A 15,651-nucleotide genomic window follows, 5' to 3' on the forward strand; every position below is an offset into this window, starting at 1 on the left:
CGCCCCTATCTGATGATCTTTGCTTTGGTTATAGCGCACCGACAGCCGCTCCGCATCCCGAATCCATCAGAGCGTGAACTTGCCCACGCCTTGTTCTAAAACTCAGCCCGAATACCTATTTCTGCGATGCATCCGCTAGTTTTCATATTTTCAAGGTCGGCGGCTCAAAACCATCGGCGAGCAATTGTTGCTGCATCGCTTGTCCCCATAGCGGCAGTTGCCCAGGCCATTGAATCCATGCCCAAAGCAGCGCGATATAATCGACCCAAGGCACAAAAGCAAAGACGCGTCTTAGCGCTGTATTTGATAAATGAGAAAGGCGTTGATACTGCTTTAAAAATTCCATGCCACATTCACCATGCGCGCGATACGCCATGGCCAGCTCCATGGCGATATCAGCAGTTGCGGCATATTCCCAATCAATTAAGCACACGCCATCGCCGCATATTGCATCAGCGCCCACAATTAAATTATGTGGGCCAGCATCTAAATGACAAAATGCGTCGCCAAGGCCGAATGGCCAACCTTTACTTCGACTGCGTTGCGCCAATGCCATCAGCTGAGATTGCGCAGTTGAAAAATGCGCTTGAAATTGAGGCGAACTAAGCGCTTGCTCATAGCGTGTCACCTGCCATGCCAAATCACGTTTCAACGCAGGACGCCAAGCACTTTGATGCAAACGTACCAGCAATGTTGGCAAGGCGATGGCGCTTTGCACCTGTGATGGATGCGCGCCACTTAGCCATGGCGTTAACACGCCCTGAAGGCCAAACCATTGCGGCTTCATTGCAAGGCCCAATTGCGCTGCTTTCGCCTGCATCAATCCTTGACGCCGCGCATTGAGCGCAAAAACATCCGCGCTAAAATCACGTCTTGCCTGATACCAAACAAAATCGCCTGCGCGACTGCGCAGGCGATAACTTTGGCCACTGGTTCCCGCCGTAAGCGGGGTTACATGGCCACTCAGCCGCAGCTGCTCTGGCCACGTATGCGGCAATTGAACCATCTTGATTTAAAGACCAAAAATCTGGCGAGACGCCGTTTTACGAATTTCAGTTTCATCCGCCCATTCAATGATCCCTGTTTCCAAGTCCATCAAGCGCATGGTCAATTTGTAATACACGTCCTGATTGTCGCCATTTTCTTTGACGATGCTCGACAAGTTGCCATAAAGCATATACTCAGCGCCAACCATGCGACCAAATTGTATCGCTGTGCTCTTATTCACGAGCTGATCGTTATTTTGAAAATCCAGCTGTTTGCGAACCGCTTCTACGCGCTCCATATCAACAAAACGGAATTTACCTGAGCTCAGCAAGCGCGTGCTAATCGAGTCGGTCACCGACTCCGTATCAATATGCTCACTGGTTTTATTGTTGATACTTTCAACAAAGATAATCGGACGCTTACCCGCCGTCAGCTCACCAATCGCAGGCGATGACAACAGGCTATCGGTCATCTCCATGGCCATTTTTTGCAAATCGGTGGAACCAAAAGCGATGGTGGTCGTTTCCACACTTTGCGCATCGCCGTACTGAATTTGCTGGCTACAACCACCGAGTAATGTCGTCGCCGCGACCAAACAGATCAGAGACTTTTTCATCGTTTTTCCTTCTATCAAAATCAGATTATTGCTCTAACGGACGAATATAGATGCGATATTGCGTTGCATCTGCGCGTGGCGCCATCCCTTGAATTGTAATCGTGTCCTGGCCATAGAGCACCACATGACGCCATGGTGAATCCCCCGGCAAAACCTCAAGGTTATTTTCATCATACCAATAGAAGCGGTATTGCAAATTTTGCGTATCGGCACAATCACTCACGATGGTCACTTGCGCTTGTAATAGATCATTCACGCGCACTTTTTTCGCAAAATCCAAATGTAGGGTTTGCGCCAGTTGTGGGTTACTAATCAGCACACTTTGCGCACGACTATCCATGGCCACACCTGTGGTTGTATTCATGCACCCCGTCAGTAGCAGCGCACCAATCAAAACTAAATATCGCATCAAAACTCTCCTAATTGGCCTTGCCAATATTGTAATGATTGCCCTTGTCGAGACAACCAGACCAGCGTGCGCTGTCCCGGTTTTATCTCAACTGAAATAGAATACCCTTGCCAAGCCAGCGTATGCATGCCGGGATCAAGCGCCACCACACTCATGCCGATTTGATCAGGCAAGGTTTGCCAGCTGCGAGTATCTGCTTGATCCGTCAATACGTTAAAGATATTGGCGAGTAAATTACCAACTTCTTCGCCCTCATCACTGGCAACGCGGCGCAGCTGATCTTTGGCATAAATGCGCAGTGCTTGGCGCAGCACAATACCTGGCATCGCCTCACTTAGCTGCTGCACCGCCATTTTGCTCAAACTCACCAAGGGTGATAGCGCTAAGCGATGCTGGTTGAGTAATACTTCGCCTTGAGGCAAAGGTCCTTGCGCATTGGGATAATAGGGTAAGGTCAGCTGATAGATAGCACCATAGCCCTGACTATCATAAATCGCGAGTGGCAGCTGCCATGGATGCGGCGCAGCCACCAAACCTTGCTCATCCAAAACCACCAACTGCCCTTGCGTCGATGACCACCTTGGCGCTTGACCATAACGTTGTTCTAGCAAACGTAAATCATCTTGTCGATGAAGACGCTTAGCCAGCACCATCGCTTGCGCCGCCAGCATTTTATTGTTTGGCGCAACAGCGAGTGCACGCTGCAAGTCAATATAAGCATCATCGAGCTGACCGGCGGCTTGATAAAGCAACGCCGATAAATAAAACACCGCGCCATTTTGTACGGCACTCAGGGATTGGCTGTCAGGATAACGTGCTAGAAGCGCCCCAACATTCATCGACAATCCTTGCTGATTGGCCTCTTTTTGCGCGGCTTGAAGTTCCGCTGCACGCATTCGTTTGGCGTAATCTTGGCGTAAATTTGCGCGGCGCACCTCAACCAATGCACCTTGTAGGTCTCGCGCTTGTAAGTAATGCAACATTAAATAGTAGTGCACCATCACCTGCTCATAATCAGCGGGCTGATAACTGCGCATATTGTCATTGGTCAGCAAAGAGCCCAGCGTATTGGCCCCTTCACTGAGCTGATATTTGGCTTCTTGACGCCACGTACTCAAAAGCGCCGCAGCTTGGTTAAAGGCGGTAAAACTGAGATCTAAATCACCCGCTTGCAGTGCCACGCGTCCCTGCTCAAAATCGCCCAGCATGGGGCCCGCAGGTTGATCAGGCAGCAATGCATATGCCGCTTGCGGTGACTGATACAAAATGGCTTGGCGCGCCGGCTGCATCGCCTGACTATAGTGGCTAAACAGGTTATGCGCAGAAAGCCCTGCGCAACCTGTCAGAAAAGCCGCCAGCATCAACCATAGACAGCGACGACTTCTTTTAGCTTGCGCATTTCGGCGCAGGAAATTACTTCGCGCGAAGCGGACCAATGGGCTCACCACCAAGCAGGTGCATGTGAATGTGGAACACTTCTTGGCCACCGTGTTGATTACAGTTCATGATCAAACGATAACCATCTTCAGCGATCCCCTCTTCCGCCGCTAATTTACGCGCCACAGTAAAAAGACGACCCAACGCAAGCTCATGCGACTCCTCAACATCATTCACTGTGGGAATCAATACATTGGGAATAATCAGTAAATGCGTTGGCGCTTGCGGTGAAATATCACGAAAGGCGGTCACCAAATCATCTTGGTAACGAATATCTGCTGGAATTTCACCACGAATAATTTTGCTGAAAATAGTTTCTTCTGCCATACATTCCTCTGACACTAGTTGCTTAACTCCCCAAATGAATACAAATTCTCTTTGGCCTGTATTCATCATACTTTCTGATTATGAAACGTTTTTTTTCACAATCAAAACTAATTCTATTTTGCTATTGCGATCATAGAAACGAAGCTCGGCGCTGTGAATTTCTTTCGTTTGGCTTCGCATTACTTTTATGATGGAGGTCAGACCAAGACTGAATAAGTGTTAACTTGGTTCAAAAATTAAAGGAAACGATTCGGTAACGACGAAACAAAACTCAATCTCCTCAGTCGGTGACCGATAACAAGGATAAGAACAAGCGCTCGTGCTTCATCTGCTTGGAATAACACTATGAAAAAACAACGTCATGCGTCGATATTACACCGAATGTATGCCGGCTTTGCCTTGCTTGTACTGCTATTTGTCACCACTGTGTTTTTGATGTTGCGGGGAACCCAACAAATCCAAAGCAAATTGGATGATGTCAGTCAGCAAGCCTTGCCGCTGGTTACCCTATCGAACCAAGTCAGTGTGCGACTTCTCGCTGCAGACAAAGAGTTTAAAGACTACCTCACCAGTGTTGACACCAATCGCATGGATCAAGCATCGAAGCGATTTGCTAATCGCCATCAAAGCTTTACTGTGGCGATCAATGAACTGGCGAAGCAATCAAAGACGAATCCAACCTTAAGCGCACAAGTGCAGGTGATTCGCCAGCTAGAATCCAGCTATTTCGAGCAAGCCAAAGTGGCCATGGGCAACTATCGCACCATGCTTGCCGCTCAGGATCAAGGGCGCATCAGTAACCGTAAATTCCAGCGTCTTTATGCAGAACTTTACAATGGCATGCGTGAAGTGGTTGATAGCTATGATGACGTCGTGATTCAAAATATCTCTGCAAGCTATTTTGCCAAACTCAATGACACAGAAACCATCACCTCTGATGCATTGGCCAGCAGCGATATCGCGCTGGTGAAAAAAGCCTTTAACGGTAACCGCCGTGCAGTGACCCATTTGACCTATGCATTTCGCGGCATTGCCAATCGTGCGCCTGCGCTCAAAGAGCAATTTGACCCGATGATCGTCGCCTTTAGCCAAGCCATTGGTAAAAAAGGTGGGGTACTGGATCAACACTTGAATTACCTTGAGGCGCGTCGTGACCTTTACGCCAATATCGCCGTACTTGCTGGTGATGTGGAAAAAGTGATGAGCCTGCTCGACACCTTTAACCAAGAAGCCAATCAGATGATGGATAGCGCCGTCATCCAAGCAGACCAAGCCTATAGCAAGGCTGTGATGACTGCGATTTTCATCGGCCTTTTGGTCACGGGCTGCGCCGCAGCGATTGGTTACTACCTATCAATTTTGATTCGCACGCCACTCAAAGCCATTTTGAACTCGCTTGAACATATGGCAGATGGCGATATGACGCACCGCATTACCATTGAAAACAACAATGAGTTCGGGCGCATTAGCCGCCACATCAATGCGCTGGCTGAGCAGCTACAAAATGTACTGCGCGATCTGCTCCATGCCTCTGAGCGTTTGGCAAATGTGGCCACAGAAAACCAAGCAACGACAGAGAAAGCCAAGGGCCAGCTCAATGAGCAGCGCCAGCAAACCGCCGCAGTAGCGACGGCTATGACGCAAATGGAACAATCCGTTCAGATGGTTGCCGATGCTGCGCGTCAATCCATGACCAAGGTACAAGAGGTGGAATCTGCAACTGCTACGGGGCGTGAAGTGATGAGCAGTAATATCACCACCACCCACCAGCTTTCAGAGCGTTTGGACGAATCTGCGCATGTGGTCGCCAAAGTACAGGCCATGAGCACCAATATTGGCTCGATTCTGGATGTGATTCGCGGCATTGCTGACCAAACCAATTTGCTTGCTCTCAACGCAGCCATTGAAGCGGCGCGTGCTGGCGAGCAAGGTCGTGGCTTTGCTGTGGTCGCAGATGAAGTGCGCGTTTTAGCGCAAAAAACCACCGAGTCCACCAGCGAAATTGAGGGCATGATTGATAGCCTGCAAAACTCTTCTGAGCAAGCAGTTACGGTGATCCAAACCTGTTTGGCTGAGATGGAAAATAGTGTGATTCAAGCTTCTGAAGCCAATAGCGCCATGGAAGAGATTCAAGCGATTATTTTGCACATCAGCGAAATGAGCAGCAATATCGCGCACTCTGCTGATGAGCAGCGCCGAACCAGTGCCGAGATTGCCAGCAACCTCAATGAAATCTCGCTGATTGCCGACCAAAGCTTTGATGCCATGGAGCACGTCGCTAAAGCCAGTGATATGTTGGATCATCAAGCACAAGAGCAAAATGAGATCGTTCATCGCTTTACGGTGTAATACGTTCGACTTCAATTGAAGCCACATTCCTTAATGAAAAAGCGCTGAATTTCAGCGCTTTTTTTATCTTTCGAAACGATTTGAATTATGATCTTGCTATCCCTTTAAGCTACACTGCGCTCACGTCATCAAAAGGATTCAACGACATGACCACCCTGCTGATTAAAAACGCCTCCTTGGTCAATGAAGACCAAATTTTCCAATCTGATCTGCTCATTCGCGATGGAAAAATTGCGCAAATCGCCCCTTCAATCGAGACTGCTGCAGACCGCACCATTGATGCCACGGGCAAATATCTATTGCCGGGGATGATTGATGATCAAGTTCATTTTCGTGAGCCGGGTTTGACCGCCAAAGGCACTATTGCGTCTGAGTCAAAATCAGCGATTGCCGGTGGTATCACCAGTTATATGGAGATGCCAAACGTCAACCCACAAACCACCAATCTCGAAGCGCTCGAAGCAAAATACACGCGCGCAGCAGAGGTCAGTTACGCAAACTATGCCTTCTATCTGGGCGCCACCAACGACAACATTGACGAAATTCGCAAACTCGATAAAAACCAAGCCTGCGGCGTCAAAGTATTTATGGGCGCATCAACCGGGAATATGTTGGTCAATGACAAAGAGACTTTAGCGCGCATCTTTGCTGAATCTCCCGTGCTGATTGCCACGCATTGTGAAGACACCCCCATGATTGCTGAGCTTGAAGCGCAGTACAAAGCCAAGTATGGCGATGATGTGCCGATGCGTGAGCACGCCAATATTCGCTCCCGCGAAGCCTGTTATAAATCGTCATCGATGGCAGTTGAGCTCGCCAAAACCCATGGCACCAAGCTGCACGTTTTGCACCTCACCACCAAAGAAGAGATGGCACTATTTGAGCCGGCTCCCACACTTGCCGAACTAGCGAAAAAACAGATCACCGCAGAAGCCTGTGTACACCATCTGTTCTTTAATGCTGATGACTATGAAACGCTGGGCAGCCAAATCAAATGCAACCCATCAGTCAAAGAGAAAAGCGACCAGCAAGCCCTGCTACAAGCAGTGAAAGATGGCCTGATCGATATCATTGCCACCGATCACGCACCACATACGTGGCAAGAAAAGCAAAACAGCTATTTCTCAGCGCCATCAGGCGTACCTTTGGTTCAACACGCACTCTTGAGCTGCCTTGAGTTTTACCACCAAGGGATCTTCTCACTTGAACTAGTGGTGCAAAAAACATCGCATGCGCCCGCACTTCGCTATGAACTGGATCGCCGCGGCTTTATTCGTGAAGGTTACTGGGCTGATTTGGTATTGGTAGATTTGGCAAAACCTTACACTGTCACGCCTGACAACACCTTCTATCAATGTGCTTGGACGCCATTTGAAGGCTATCAGTTTGGCTCTACCGTTGAGATGACCATTCTCAATGGTGAAGTGGCCTTTGAAAACGGCCAGCACAGTGAGCAGCGCTTTGCCAAACGTTTGGATTTTGACCGCCAATAATCGACCCTATCTCACTTTTGAAATCAGCGCCTTAGTGCGCTGATTTTTTATTCCATCTCACTTAAACGCAACCAACCAATCCGCTTGTCGCCCATTTTTTTACCCACAAAAGCGGACTTAGTTTCGCCTCTCAAGTAACGAGCACACTATCGATCATTTTTCTCTGTGACGATTCGCAAAATTAAATCCTAAGCCCATCAATTCCCAATCCGCTTCGCGATATGATGCCCCATAACACTCGCCATTGCGGAGGCAAAATGAGAACAACAAAAGCGACTTTGCCCATCACCACCCTGCTTGCAAGCTTGCTTGCATTGCCACTGCATGCCACCGTCCAGCTGCCTGACCAACTGGAATATAAAGGCGATACCTTTCCACTGACCATCAGCCCATTAGCGCTTCATTTTGCAATGAACCCTGAACTCAAACCGGCGGAAGGATTAATTACACCATCGATTTTGCGTGGCTATGTGGCGACACTGGGGCTGGAAAATGATGTATTGGTACTCAATGCCCTGAACATTGAGCGGCTAGATGAACGCGATGGCTGCAAAATTAATGAAGTGGATATCATTGATCAGCAATATCCAGATCAAATCAGCCGCACCTTAAATTGGTTCAGCGGCGTCATTCCACTGGCGATTCATCATGCCAGTCAAAAAAACCAAGTGATCTATGCCGATCCTGAAGGTCTGGTTGCCTATGATTATCTGCTGCTGCACATTGAATCCGGACAATTGGTCAAACGCGAATTGATGAGCCAGACCCAGTATCAGGCTTATCATCAACAGCAGTTTGAGCAATACAAAGATACCGCGCAATATCAAACCCAGCGCCAGCAACTGCAGCAACATGGCAATTTAAGCGCACAAGATGTCGAGCAACTCATTTTCCAGCAAAATAGCTTTAGTTTGCTCGCGGTTCAGCCGCAACCAAGGGCCGCGAAAAACGCTGAAAAAATCGCGCAACCCAAGTCAACAACGCCCGCGCCAGCCAGCTCTTCCTAATGCAGCACTAGGGCAAGTATGTTAGGCTGAGCGCCTTGATTGCCCTACTGTTATTGCTTGAATGTCGTTGCAACTGCTCTCTTTGCCCTACACCCCCGATGCGGCGCATCGATTTTTTGCGCCCATTGCACATTGTCCTTACGCCATGCTACTTGATTCGGCGCATGCCAATCACGTCAACAGTCGCTTTGATATTTTGGTCGCCGACCCATTGCTGGTGCACCAATATCAAGATGGGACGAATCAGCTACGCTTTCGAGATGGTCGCATAGAGACGCAAACAGGCTGCCCTTTTGCCCTGTTAGAGCAATTGCAAAGCCAATATCTTCCGCCACTTGATGCGCCGCAGTGGGCGGATCTGCCCTTTATTGGCGGCGCCCTGGGTTTTTGGAGTTACGATCTTGGCCGCGCCGTGGAAACCTTGCCATCACTTGCGACAAACGATAGCCAACTGCCGCAGATGGTGGTGGGCCTCTATGATTGGGCATTACTCGTCGATCATCAGCAGCAGCAAGTCTTTTTGATATCGCCCGAACCAAACGCGCGTTTGACTTGGCTCAATACGCAGCAAGCATCCAAATCAGCAAATTTTGCACTCACCAGCGATTGGCAAGCAGCCATCACTAAAACGCAATATCAGCAGGCCTTTGCGAAAATTCAGGACTGGATTCAAGCTGGCGATTGCTACGAAATTAACTTTGCTCAGCGTTTTCAAGCCACTTACCAAGGCGATGAGTGGCAAGCCTATCAAGCTTTAGTCCGTGAAAATGGCGCGCCCTTTTCTGCCTTTTTACGCTTTGATGACTACGCTTTTTTATCCGTCTCACCAGAGCGTTTTTTATGGCTTGATGGCGATTTTATCGAAACCAAACCGATCAAAGGCACGCGCCCACGCCACGCTGATCCAACGCAAGATGCAGCAATAGCCAAAGCGCTGCAACAAGCACCAAAAGATCGCGCTGAAAACGTCATGATTGTGGATCTGCTACGCAATGATATGGGCCGCGTAGCCACGCCGGGCAGCGTTCAAGTACCATCGCTATTTGCCATTGAAAGCTTTCCGGCGGTACACCATCTGGTAAGTACAGTCACCGCGACATTAGCGCCGCAATATAGCGCCTGTGACTTACTAAAAGCCTGTTTTCCAGGCGGCTCCATTACGGGCGCACCCAAAGTACGCGCCATGGAAATTATTGAAACCTTGGAGTCACACCGCAGGCAAATCTATTGTGGCAGCATCGGCTATATCAGTCGTCATGGCAAAATGGACACCAATATCGCCATTCGCACCTTAAGTGCCAGCCATGGTCAGCTACACGCATGGGCGGGCGGCGCCATTGTCGCCGATAGTGATGTCAATGAGGAGTACCAAGAAACCTTAGACAAACTGAGTCGTATTTTACCGACCCTATCTGCCTATCAAATGCAGCCCCAGATACAGCAGCCAATACAGCCCCAGGGGCAGTATAAGTCGGAAAAATCAGCGACAATTCATCCATCAACCGACTCGGTTCAATCACCCCATCACAACTGAGGCGCGATCACTTCGGCGATAAACCATGCTTGATTTTCCAGCTGCGGATTTTTCACACTATTTAAGTCGTTTTTGCCTGCATCAGTTACAGGGGTATGCCAGCACCAGCGCGACAAAAGACACACAAGCAAAAGCGGCTGCGGTGCTTATCTTAATGCGTGAAAATCATCATGGTCCTGAACTTCTACTCACTCAGCGCAGTATTCATCTTCGCCATCATCCAGGGCAAATTAGCTTTCCCGGTGGCAGGCAAGACAGCAATGATGTATCCCTGATTGAAACCGCGCTGCGTGAAACGCATGAAGAGGTGGGGATTTTACCGCAACATATCAAACCATTAGGTCAGCTGCAGCCGCTCTATACCCACACGGGATTTTGTGTCACGCCGATTGTCGCAAGACTAACGCAACCCACAGTACTTCGACTCAGTGAAGCAGAAGTCAGCGCTGCCTTTTGGCTTCCCTTAAACGCCCTTCATCCAGCCCATTTTCGTCAGCTCACCGTCAGTCGCCAAGGCCATGTCCATACCCTGTATGCACTGCCCCATCAGGGTAAACTCATTTGGGGCGTCACCGGTCTAATTTTGCACAGCCTTGGCAAGCAATTGGCGCGCTAATCATCCATCAAAGTTTGAGTACGATTTGTCGCCATGGCGTCCTCACTCGCATCCCCTGTTGTCCTATCGTGTTTGCGTATGTGCATCTACATAGTTGCAGCGTCTAACTATACAAAACATCAGTCATTTGTCGCACAAAAGCGAATCTATCGCCTTTTATATCAAGGGTGGCGATCTTTCACTGACAAAAGCTGAAAAAAGAGTTGATAATTAAGTCACAGACAGGCAAATTTCAGGACTACTTGATTCATGCAGTCCCGCCAAGGAAGGGAGTTTGGGCTGATAAATTTTTGATGTCATTCAAGGCCGACGCAGTGCGCGGCTGGGTGAAAATTATGATCAGCATTTTTGATATTTACAAAGTGGGCATCGGCCCATCCAGTTCCCACACCGTCGGTCCAATGAAAGCGGGCTACCGTTTTATCGCCGATCTTCAGCATCAAGCGCTGCTCGAACAAACTGATCGTATTACTGTCGATGTTTATGGCTCACTCTCACTGACCGGGAAAGGCCACCACACCGATATCGCCATCATTTTAGGTCTCCTTGGCCACCTTCCTGAAACTGTCGATATCAATGCCATCGAAAGCTTGATTCAGCAGGTAGAGCAAGAAGAAAAGCTATGGATTGGCGGCCATCGCCAATCTGTCACCTTTGCTCGCATTGGCGGTTTGATGTTCCACCCAGAAGCGCTCTCTTTGCATGAAAATGCCATGCGCATTCATGCTTGGCAGGGTGAGCAACTGCTATTTAGCCAAACCTACTACTCCATTGGCGGCGGCTTTATTGTTGAAGAATCTGAATTTGGCCAAGGCGTGCAAGATGAAACGGAAGTCCCCTATCCCTACAACTACGCTGCTGAGCTGATTGATCAATGCAAGGCCAATGGCCTTTCAATTAGCGCCCTTGTGCAAAAAAACATGGCCGCGCTGCATGATATCAAAGATATTCAATCCTACTACCACACCATTTGGCAGACCATGTGGGATTGCATGGCGCGCGGTATGGCCACTGAAGGCCTACTGCCTGGACCACTTCGGGTACCGCGCCGCGCCGCAGCACTCAAACAGCAGCTCAATACCATGGAACGGCTCTCTAACGATCCCATGACGGTCATCGATTGGGTCAATATGTTTGCCTTTGCCGTCAATGAAGAAAATGCTGCTGGCGGACGCGTGGTCACCGCACCAACCAATGGCGCTTGCGGTATCATTCCTGCTGTCCTTGCCTACTACGATAAATTCGTCAGCCCTGTGGGTGAAGCCGAATACACCCGCTATTTTGCCGCATCTGGTGCCATTGGTGGTTTGTTTAAGAAAAACGCCTCAATTTCAGGCGCAGAAGTGGGCTGCCAAGGCGAGGTAGGCGTGGCTTGTTCCATGGCTGCAGCAGGTCTTACTGAATTGATGGGCGGTAATCCTGAGCAGGTATGTATGGCCGCTGAAATTGCCATGGAGCATAATTTGGGACTGACCTGCGACCCAGTCGCAGGCCAAGTACAAGTGCCTTGTATTGAGCGCAATGGTATTGCCGCAGTCAAAGCGATTAACGCTTCACGTATGGCGATGCGCCGCGCCTCAGCGCCTTGTGTCTCGCTCGATAAGGTGATTGAAACCATGCTGGAAACAGGCAAGGATATGAATGCTAAATATCGCGAGACCTCACAAGGTGGCCTCGCCATTAAAGTGTTGTGTTAATACAGCCTTGCGATTGATAGCTCAAACCTAAACGAACCAAATCAGGCGCTGGTATTTTATACTCGCGCCTTTTACAATTTTGCTGCTGCTATTTGCATGCACCGCGTCCATATTCTGAATTCATACAACGAGATCCCTATGTCTGACCAAATTGAAGTTGAAGCCCTTGGCATTGAAGTGAGCGAGCAGCCCATTGCGCTGTATAAGGTGCTGAAAATCGCTGAATTGGTCAACGATGGCGGCCAAGCCAAAATGCTGATTGAAGAAGGCTATGTATACGTCAATGGCGAACTTGAAACACGCAAACGTCGCAAACTCTACGATGGCGATGTGGTCTATTTTGATGAGCAATATTTTTTAATTCTCTGCGAAGCGCCCATCACTGAGCCTGTCCGTAAAGAACCAAAAGCCAAGGAGTCAAAAACTAAAGACTCTAAAAACAAGACGGCTAACACAAAATCACGCAACTCAAACGCGCAGTCACAGAGCAAGAAAAAATCACATAGCGCCCAGCAGGAACAAAAGAGCACTCAAAGAAGTAACCGTCAATCCGCGCGCCAAGATAAAACGGGTGAGCATGCACCAAAAGTGGCGCGTCGCACAAAACACAATGGCGATCAAAGCGCCGCAGATTCTCGCGGCCGACGCGCCATTGAGTTTTAGTTCCATTCGGTTTGCATTCCCTTGCCCCGCACGCTTTGCGGGGCATTTTATTTTCACCCTCACAAATCCCAGACAACGGCAACACAAAGGCCTATCAAAATAGCTTAATGTCATGAAAAATTGACAAAAAACCTATATTTTCTATTGCCCAACCAAAGTACAGATCGTTATGATCGGTGGACATTTTTTACGCGGCCTCGCGTCGCAGCCACTTTTCAGAGGACCTATGCGCCATCTCTTTTTCGTGATGATGCTCATCGCCAGCAGCCTCTCTTTTGCCCATGCCGAAGAGTCTGCCACTGAGCCCGCACCCCAGCCGGAAGCTTTAATTAATCTTGAACGTCTTGACCAAGAAATCGTCGAGCTCAATCAAGAAGCGAAAAAACTCGATCAAAACGATCAAGAGATTATTCGTCTACAAATCCTGAAGAAAAATGACGAGCGCCGCGAACAAATCAGCGCCCTTTTTAAAGACAGAGATGGCGTCTCTGATGCCGTTTTAATGCGCCATGTGCAAAAGCAATTGAGCTTTATTAATGGTGCTAAACAATCACTGAAAAAGATCATTGCGCAGCAGAAAAAAGCCTACGCTAATGCCAGTGATGAGCAAAAATTGCAGCTACTCAAGGAGATTGATGAAAGCGAGCGCTTTTATATCACCTTCCTTGAAAGTGACTGGAAAAACACTGAATGGCTAGCAGCGCTAAAGAAAAACCAAAGCAAGAATCAAGAAAAACTGCGCAATGAAGTGACCCAGCAATTGGAGTTTGTTTCTGCAGGTTTGGTCTTTGATTTAAACGAGCAAAGCGATCTGAAAAAAGAGATGGGCAAAGCCGGCACCAGCGAGCAAACCCATCTTGAGATGATGAGCCTAATTAACAAGCGCAAAATCGCCAATAAAATTGGTCAGATTCGTACCCTGATCGGCATCGCTGAGTCCATGGATATCGATGCTTCTGTCTATAAGCAGCAGCTAATTCAAGAAACCGGCGATCTATCGCAGGATCTGTTGGATGTAAAAGTCGCCTTTAATTTGGTCACCAATGCCATTTCAGGCTCCTTTACTTGGATTCGCGAAAATGCACCGCAAACCATTTTCAAACTGGTGATTTTTGTCTTTATTCTGCTGCTTGGCCGCTTCTTTGCCAAAATCACCCGCAAAATTGTTCAGCGCACTACCTCTTCCTCTAAGTTGCAGCTCAGCAAGTTGATGCAAGAGTTCTTTATCTCGATGTCTGGCAAAGCGGTGTTCTTTATCGCATTGCTCATTGCGCTGTCGCAAATTGGCCTCAACCTCGCGCCGATTTTGACCGGTTTCGGGATTGCCGGTGTGATCATCGGTTTCGCCTTGCAAGATACACTCTCTAACTTTGCCGCGGGCATGATGCTGCTGATCTATCGTCCATTTGATGTGGGTGATTTGGTGGTCGCAGGCGGTGTTGAGGGCAAGGTTAGCCATATGAGTTTGGTCAACACCACCATTCGTACCTTTGATAACCAAGTGATCATTTTGCCAAACAATATGATTTGGGGGGATGTGATTAAAAACGTCACTCACGAGCGTGTTCGCCGCGTCGATATGGTCTTTGGTGTGGGTTATGGCGATGACATTCCCAAAGTGGAACAGATTCTCAATGCGATCGTCAGCAACCACGAAAAAGTACTCAAATCACCTGAGCCAACCATTCGTTTGCACGTTCTCAACGCATCCTCGGTGGACTTTATCGTGCGCCCTTGGGTCAAAACCGACGACTATTGGGATGTCTACTGGGATATCACCCGCGAAGTAAAAATGCAGTTTGACGCACAAAACGTAAGTATTCCTTTCCCACAGCAAGATGTTCATCTTCACATGGTGAAAGAGTCTTAATAAAATTCTCATTATCGACGCTGGCCTTGTCAGCGTCGATTCAGTTTTATCTCTATACTATGGGCGTCGGTATCAATGCATTCCGTTATGTCCAGCACCTAGTGATGCACAACAACATTGGAGTTGTTATGAAAAAATCTCTTTTGATCGGTTCTATTGCCCTTGGCCTTGTTGGTTGTTCAACAGGCTCTGTTACTCAACAAGATCTTCAGCATCATCGCTGGATTTTGAGCAGCATTGACGGTGTAGCCGTTGAAGTAAATAAAGAGCAACCCGCTGATCTTGAAATTGGTGAGCACTTCACCGTTGGTGGTAACAGCGGCTGTAACCGCTACTTTGGCCAAGGCGAATTGGAAAACGGTAAATTCCGTGTCGACCAAATGGGTTCAACCATGATGCTTTGCCCAGAAGCTGCCATGGAAGTTGAGCGCGCAGTGACTGAAACTTTGGGTGATTGGAGCACTGTAACTGTCAATGCCACCACCCTGACACTAGATGGCGAACATACCCTTGTCTTTACCCTTAAAGATTGGGTGAACTAATTGCACCATTGGCGTGCAAGCCAATGATTCAATTCATATTAGAAAGGGCGACATGATGTCGCCCTTTTTGTTTATTTTTTCAACTACCGATTACTCGCGACTGG

14 protein-coding genes are annotated in these 15,651 nt (G+C 48.5%); 9 read left to right on the forward strand and 5 right to left on the reverse strand.

The genetic code is table 11. The features are described 5' to 3' along the window. Positions 1-142 precede the first annotated feature (142 nt). The 5 genes from L9P36_RS08190 to hinT are packed head-to-tail and all read right to left on the reverse strand — an operon-like array spanning position 143 to position 3,776. Positions 143-997 (reverse strand): phosphotransferase, encoded by an 855-nt coding sequence (locus L9P36_RS08190; protein WP_237466213.1) that lies wholly within the window; start codon positions 995-997, stop codon positions 143-145. Between the two features lie 15 nt (positions 998-1,012). Continuing rightward, positions 1,013-1,603, reverse strand: coding sequence for a penicillin-binding protein activator LpoB (lpoB, locus tag L9P36_RS08195; RefSeq protein WP_237466214.1), 591 nt, complete (start codon positions 1,601-1,603; stop codon positions 1,013-1,015). Positions 1,604-1,628: 25 nt separating this feature from the next. Beyond that, on the reverse strand, positions 1,629-2,012 hold the full coding sequence (locus L9P36_RS08200) for a YcfL family putative periplasmic lipoprotein (RefSeq protein ID WP_237466215.1): 384 nt from the start codon (positions 2,010-2,012) through the stop codon (positions 1,629-1,631). Next, positions 2,012-3,373, reverse strand: a complete 1,362-nt coding sequence (locus L9P36_RS08205; protein WP_237466216.1) for a COG3014 family protein — start codon at positions 3,371-3,373, stop codon at positions 2,012-2,014. Before L9P36_RS08205 ends, L9P36_RS08200 begins: the two co-directional genes overlap by 1 nt. Positions 3,374-3,425: 52 nt before the next feature. Further along, on the reverse strand, positions 3,426-3,776 hold the full coding sequence (hinT, locus tag L9P36_RS08210; RefSeq protein WP_237466217.1) for a purine nucleoside phosphoramidase: 351 nt from the start codon (positions 3,774-3,776) through the stop codon (positions 3,426-3,428). A 345-nt stretch (positions 3,777-4,121) separates the two neighbouring features. Between hinT and L9P36_RS08215 the strand changes: the two genes are divergently transcribed. The 9 genes from L9P36_RS08215 (at position 4,122) to L9P36_RS08255 (ending at position 15,547) form a co-directional block, all read left to right on the forward strand. Beyond that, positions 4,122-6,125 carry a methyl-accepting chemotaxis protein gene (locus tag L9P36_RS08215; RefSeq protein ID WP_237466218.1) on the forward strand — a complete coding sequence of 668 codons (2,004 nt, stop codon included), beginning with the start codon at positions 4,122-4,124 and terminating at the stop codon, positions 6,123-6,125. A gap of 146 nt (positions 6,126-6,271) precedes the next feature. Beyond that, positions 6,272-7,618, forward strand: a complete 1,347-nt coding sequence (locus tag L9P36_RS08220; protein WP_237466219.1) for a dihydroorotase — start codon at positions 6,272-6,274, stop codon at positions 7,616-7,618. Between the two features lie 257 nt (positions 7,619-7,875). Beyond that, a complete protein-coding gene (locus L9P36_RS08225) occupies positions 7,876-8,625 on the forward strand; it encodes a hypothetical protein (RefSeq protein WP_237466220.1) in 750 nt (249 codons plus the stop codon). A 61-nt stretch (positions 8,626-8,686) separates the two neighbouring features. After that, the gene (gene pabB, locus L9P36_RS08230; protein WP_237466221.1) at positions 8,687-10,159 is read left to right on the forward strand and encodes an aminodeoxychorismate synthase component I; all 1,473 of its coding nucleotides are present in this window, start codon (positions 8,687-8,689) and stop codon (positions 10,157-10,159) included. Between the two features lie 25 nt (positions 10,160-10,184). Next, a complete protein-coding gene (locus L9P36_RS08235; protein WP_237466222.1) occupies positions 10,185-10,775 on the forward strand; it encodes a CoA pyrophosphatase in 591 nt (196 codons plus the stop codon). Between the two features lie 335 nt (positions 10,776-11,110). Then, entirely contained in the window at positions 11,111-12,472 is a 1,362-nt protein-coding gene (locus tag L9P36_RS08240; RefSeq protein ID WP_237466223.1) for an L-serine ammonia-lyase, read from the forward strand. Positions 12,473-12,610: 138 nt separating this feature from the next. Then, positions 12,611-13,135 carry an RNA-binding S4 domain-containing protein gene (locus L9P36_RS08245; RefSeq protein WP_237466224.1) on the forward strand — a complete coding sequence of 175 codons (525 nt, stop codon included), beginning with the start codon at positions 12,611-12,613 and terminating at the stop codon, positions 13,133-13,135. Between the two features lie 226 nt (positions 13,136-13,361). Further along, positions 13,362-15,005, forward strand: coding sequence for a mechanosensitive ion channel domain-containing protein (locus tag L9P36_RS08250; RefSeq protein ID WP_237466225.1), 1,644 nt, complete (start codon positions 13,362-13,364; stop codon positions 15,003-15,005). Positions 15,006-15,133: 128 nt separating this feature from the next. Then, a complete protein-coding gene (locus L9P36_RS08255) occupies positions 15,134-15,547 on the forward strand; it encodes an META domain-containing protein (protein WP_237466226.1) in 414 nt (137 codons plus the stop codon). Positions 15,548-15,651: the final 104 nt, after the last annotated feature.

This window comes from Vibrio stylophorae (assembly GCF_921293875.1).
In the GTDB taxonomy this organism is placed as follows: Bacteria; Pseudomonadota; Gammaproteobacteria; order Enterobacterales; family Vibrionaceae; genus Vibrio_A; species Vibrio_A stylophorae.

What these genes read in the sequence shown, in the direction of transcription:
- lpoB (WP_237466214.1), bottom strand. Translation starts at nt 1,603, where the DNA reads ATGAAAAAGTCTCTGATCTGTTTGGTCGCGGCGACGACATTACTCGGT.
- L9P36_RS08200 (WP_237466215.1), bottom strand. Translation starts at nt 2,012, where the DNA reads ATGCGATATTTAGTTTTGATTGGTGCGCTGCTACTGACGGGGTGCATG.
- L9P36_RS08205 (WP_237466216.1), bottom strand. Translation starts at nt 3,373, where the DNA reads ATGCTGGCGGCTTTTCTGACAGGTTGCGCAGGGCTTTCTGCGCATAAC.
- hinT (WP_237466217.1), bottom strand. Translation starts at nt 3,776, where the DNA reads ATGGCAGAAGAAACTATTTTCAGCAAAATTATTCGTGGTGAAATTCCA.
- L9P36_RS08215 (WP_237466218.1), top strand. Translation starts at nt 4,122, where the DNA reads ATGAAAAAACAACGTCATGCGTCGATATTACACCGAATGTATGCCGGC.
- L9P36_RS08220 (WP_237466219.1), top strand. Translation starts at nt 6,272, where the DNA reads ATGACCACCCTGCTGATTAAAAACGCCTCCTTGGTCAATGAAGACCAA.
- L9P36_RS08225 (WP_237466220.1), top strand. Translation starts at nt 7,876, where the DNA reads ATGAGAACAACAAAAGCGACTTTGCCCATCACCACCCTGCTTGCAAGC.
- pabB (WP_237466221.1), top strand. Translation starts at nt 8,687, where the DNA reads ATGTCGTTGCAACTGCTCTCTTTGCCCTACACCCCCGATGCGGCGCAT.
- L9P36_RS08235 (WP_237466222.1), top strand. Translation starts at nt 10,185, where the DNA reads ATGCTTGATTTTCCAGCTGCGGATTTTTCACACTATTTAAGTCGTTTT.
- L9P36_RS08240 (WP_237466223.1), top strand. Translation starts at nt 11,111, where the DNA reads ATGATCAGCATTTTTGATATTTACAAAGTGGGCATCGGCCCATCCAGT.
- L9P36_RS08245 (WP_237466224.1), top strand. Translation starts at nt 12,611, where the DNA reads ATGTCTGACCAAATTGAAGTTGAAGCCCTTGGCATTGAAGTGAGCGAG.
- L9P36_RS08250 (WP_237466225.1), top strand. Translation starts at nt 13,362, where the DNA reads ATGCGCCATCTCTTTTTCGTGATGATGCTCATCGCCAGCAGCCTCTCT.
- L9P36_RS08255 (WP_237466226.1), top strand. Translation starts at nt 15,134, where the DNA reads ATGAAAAAATCTCTTTTGATCGGTTCTATTGCCCTTGGCCTTGTTGGT.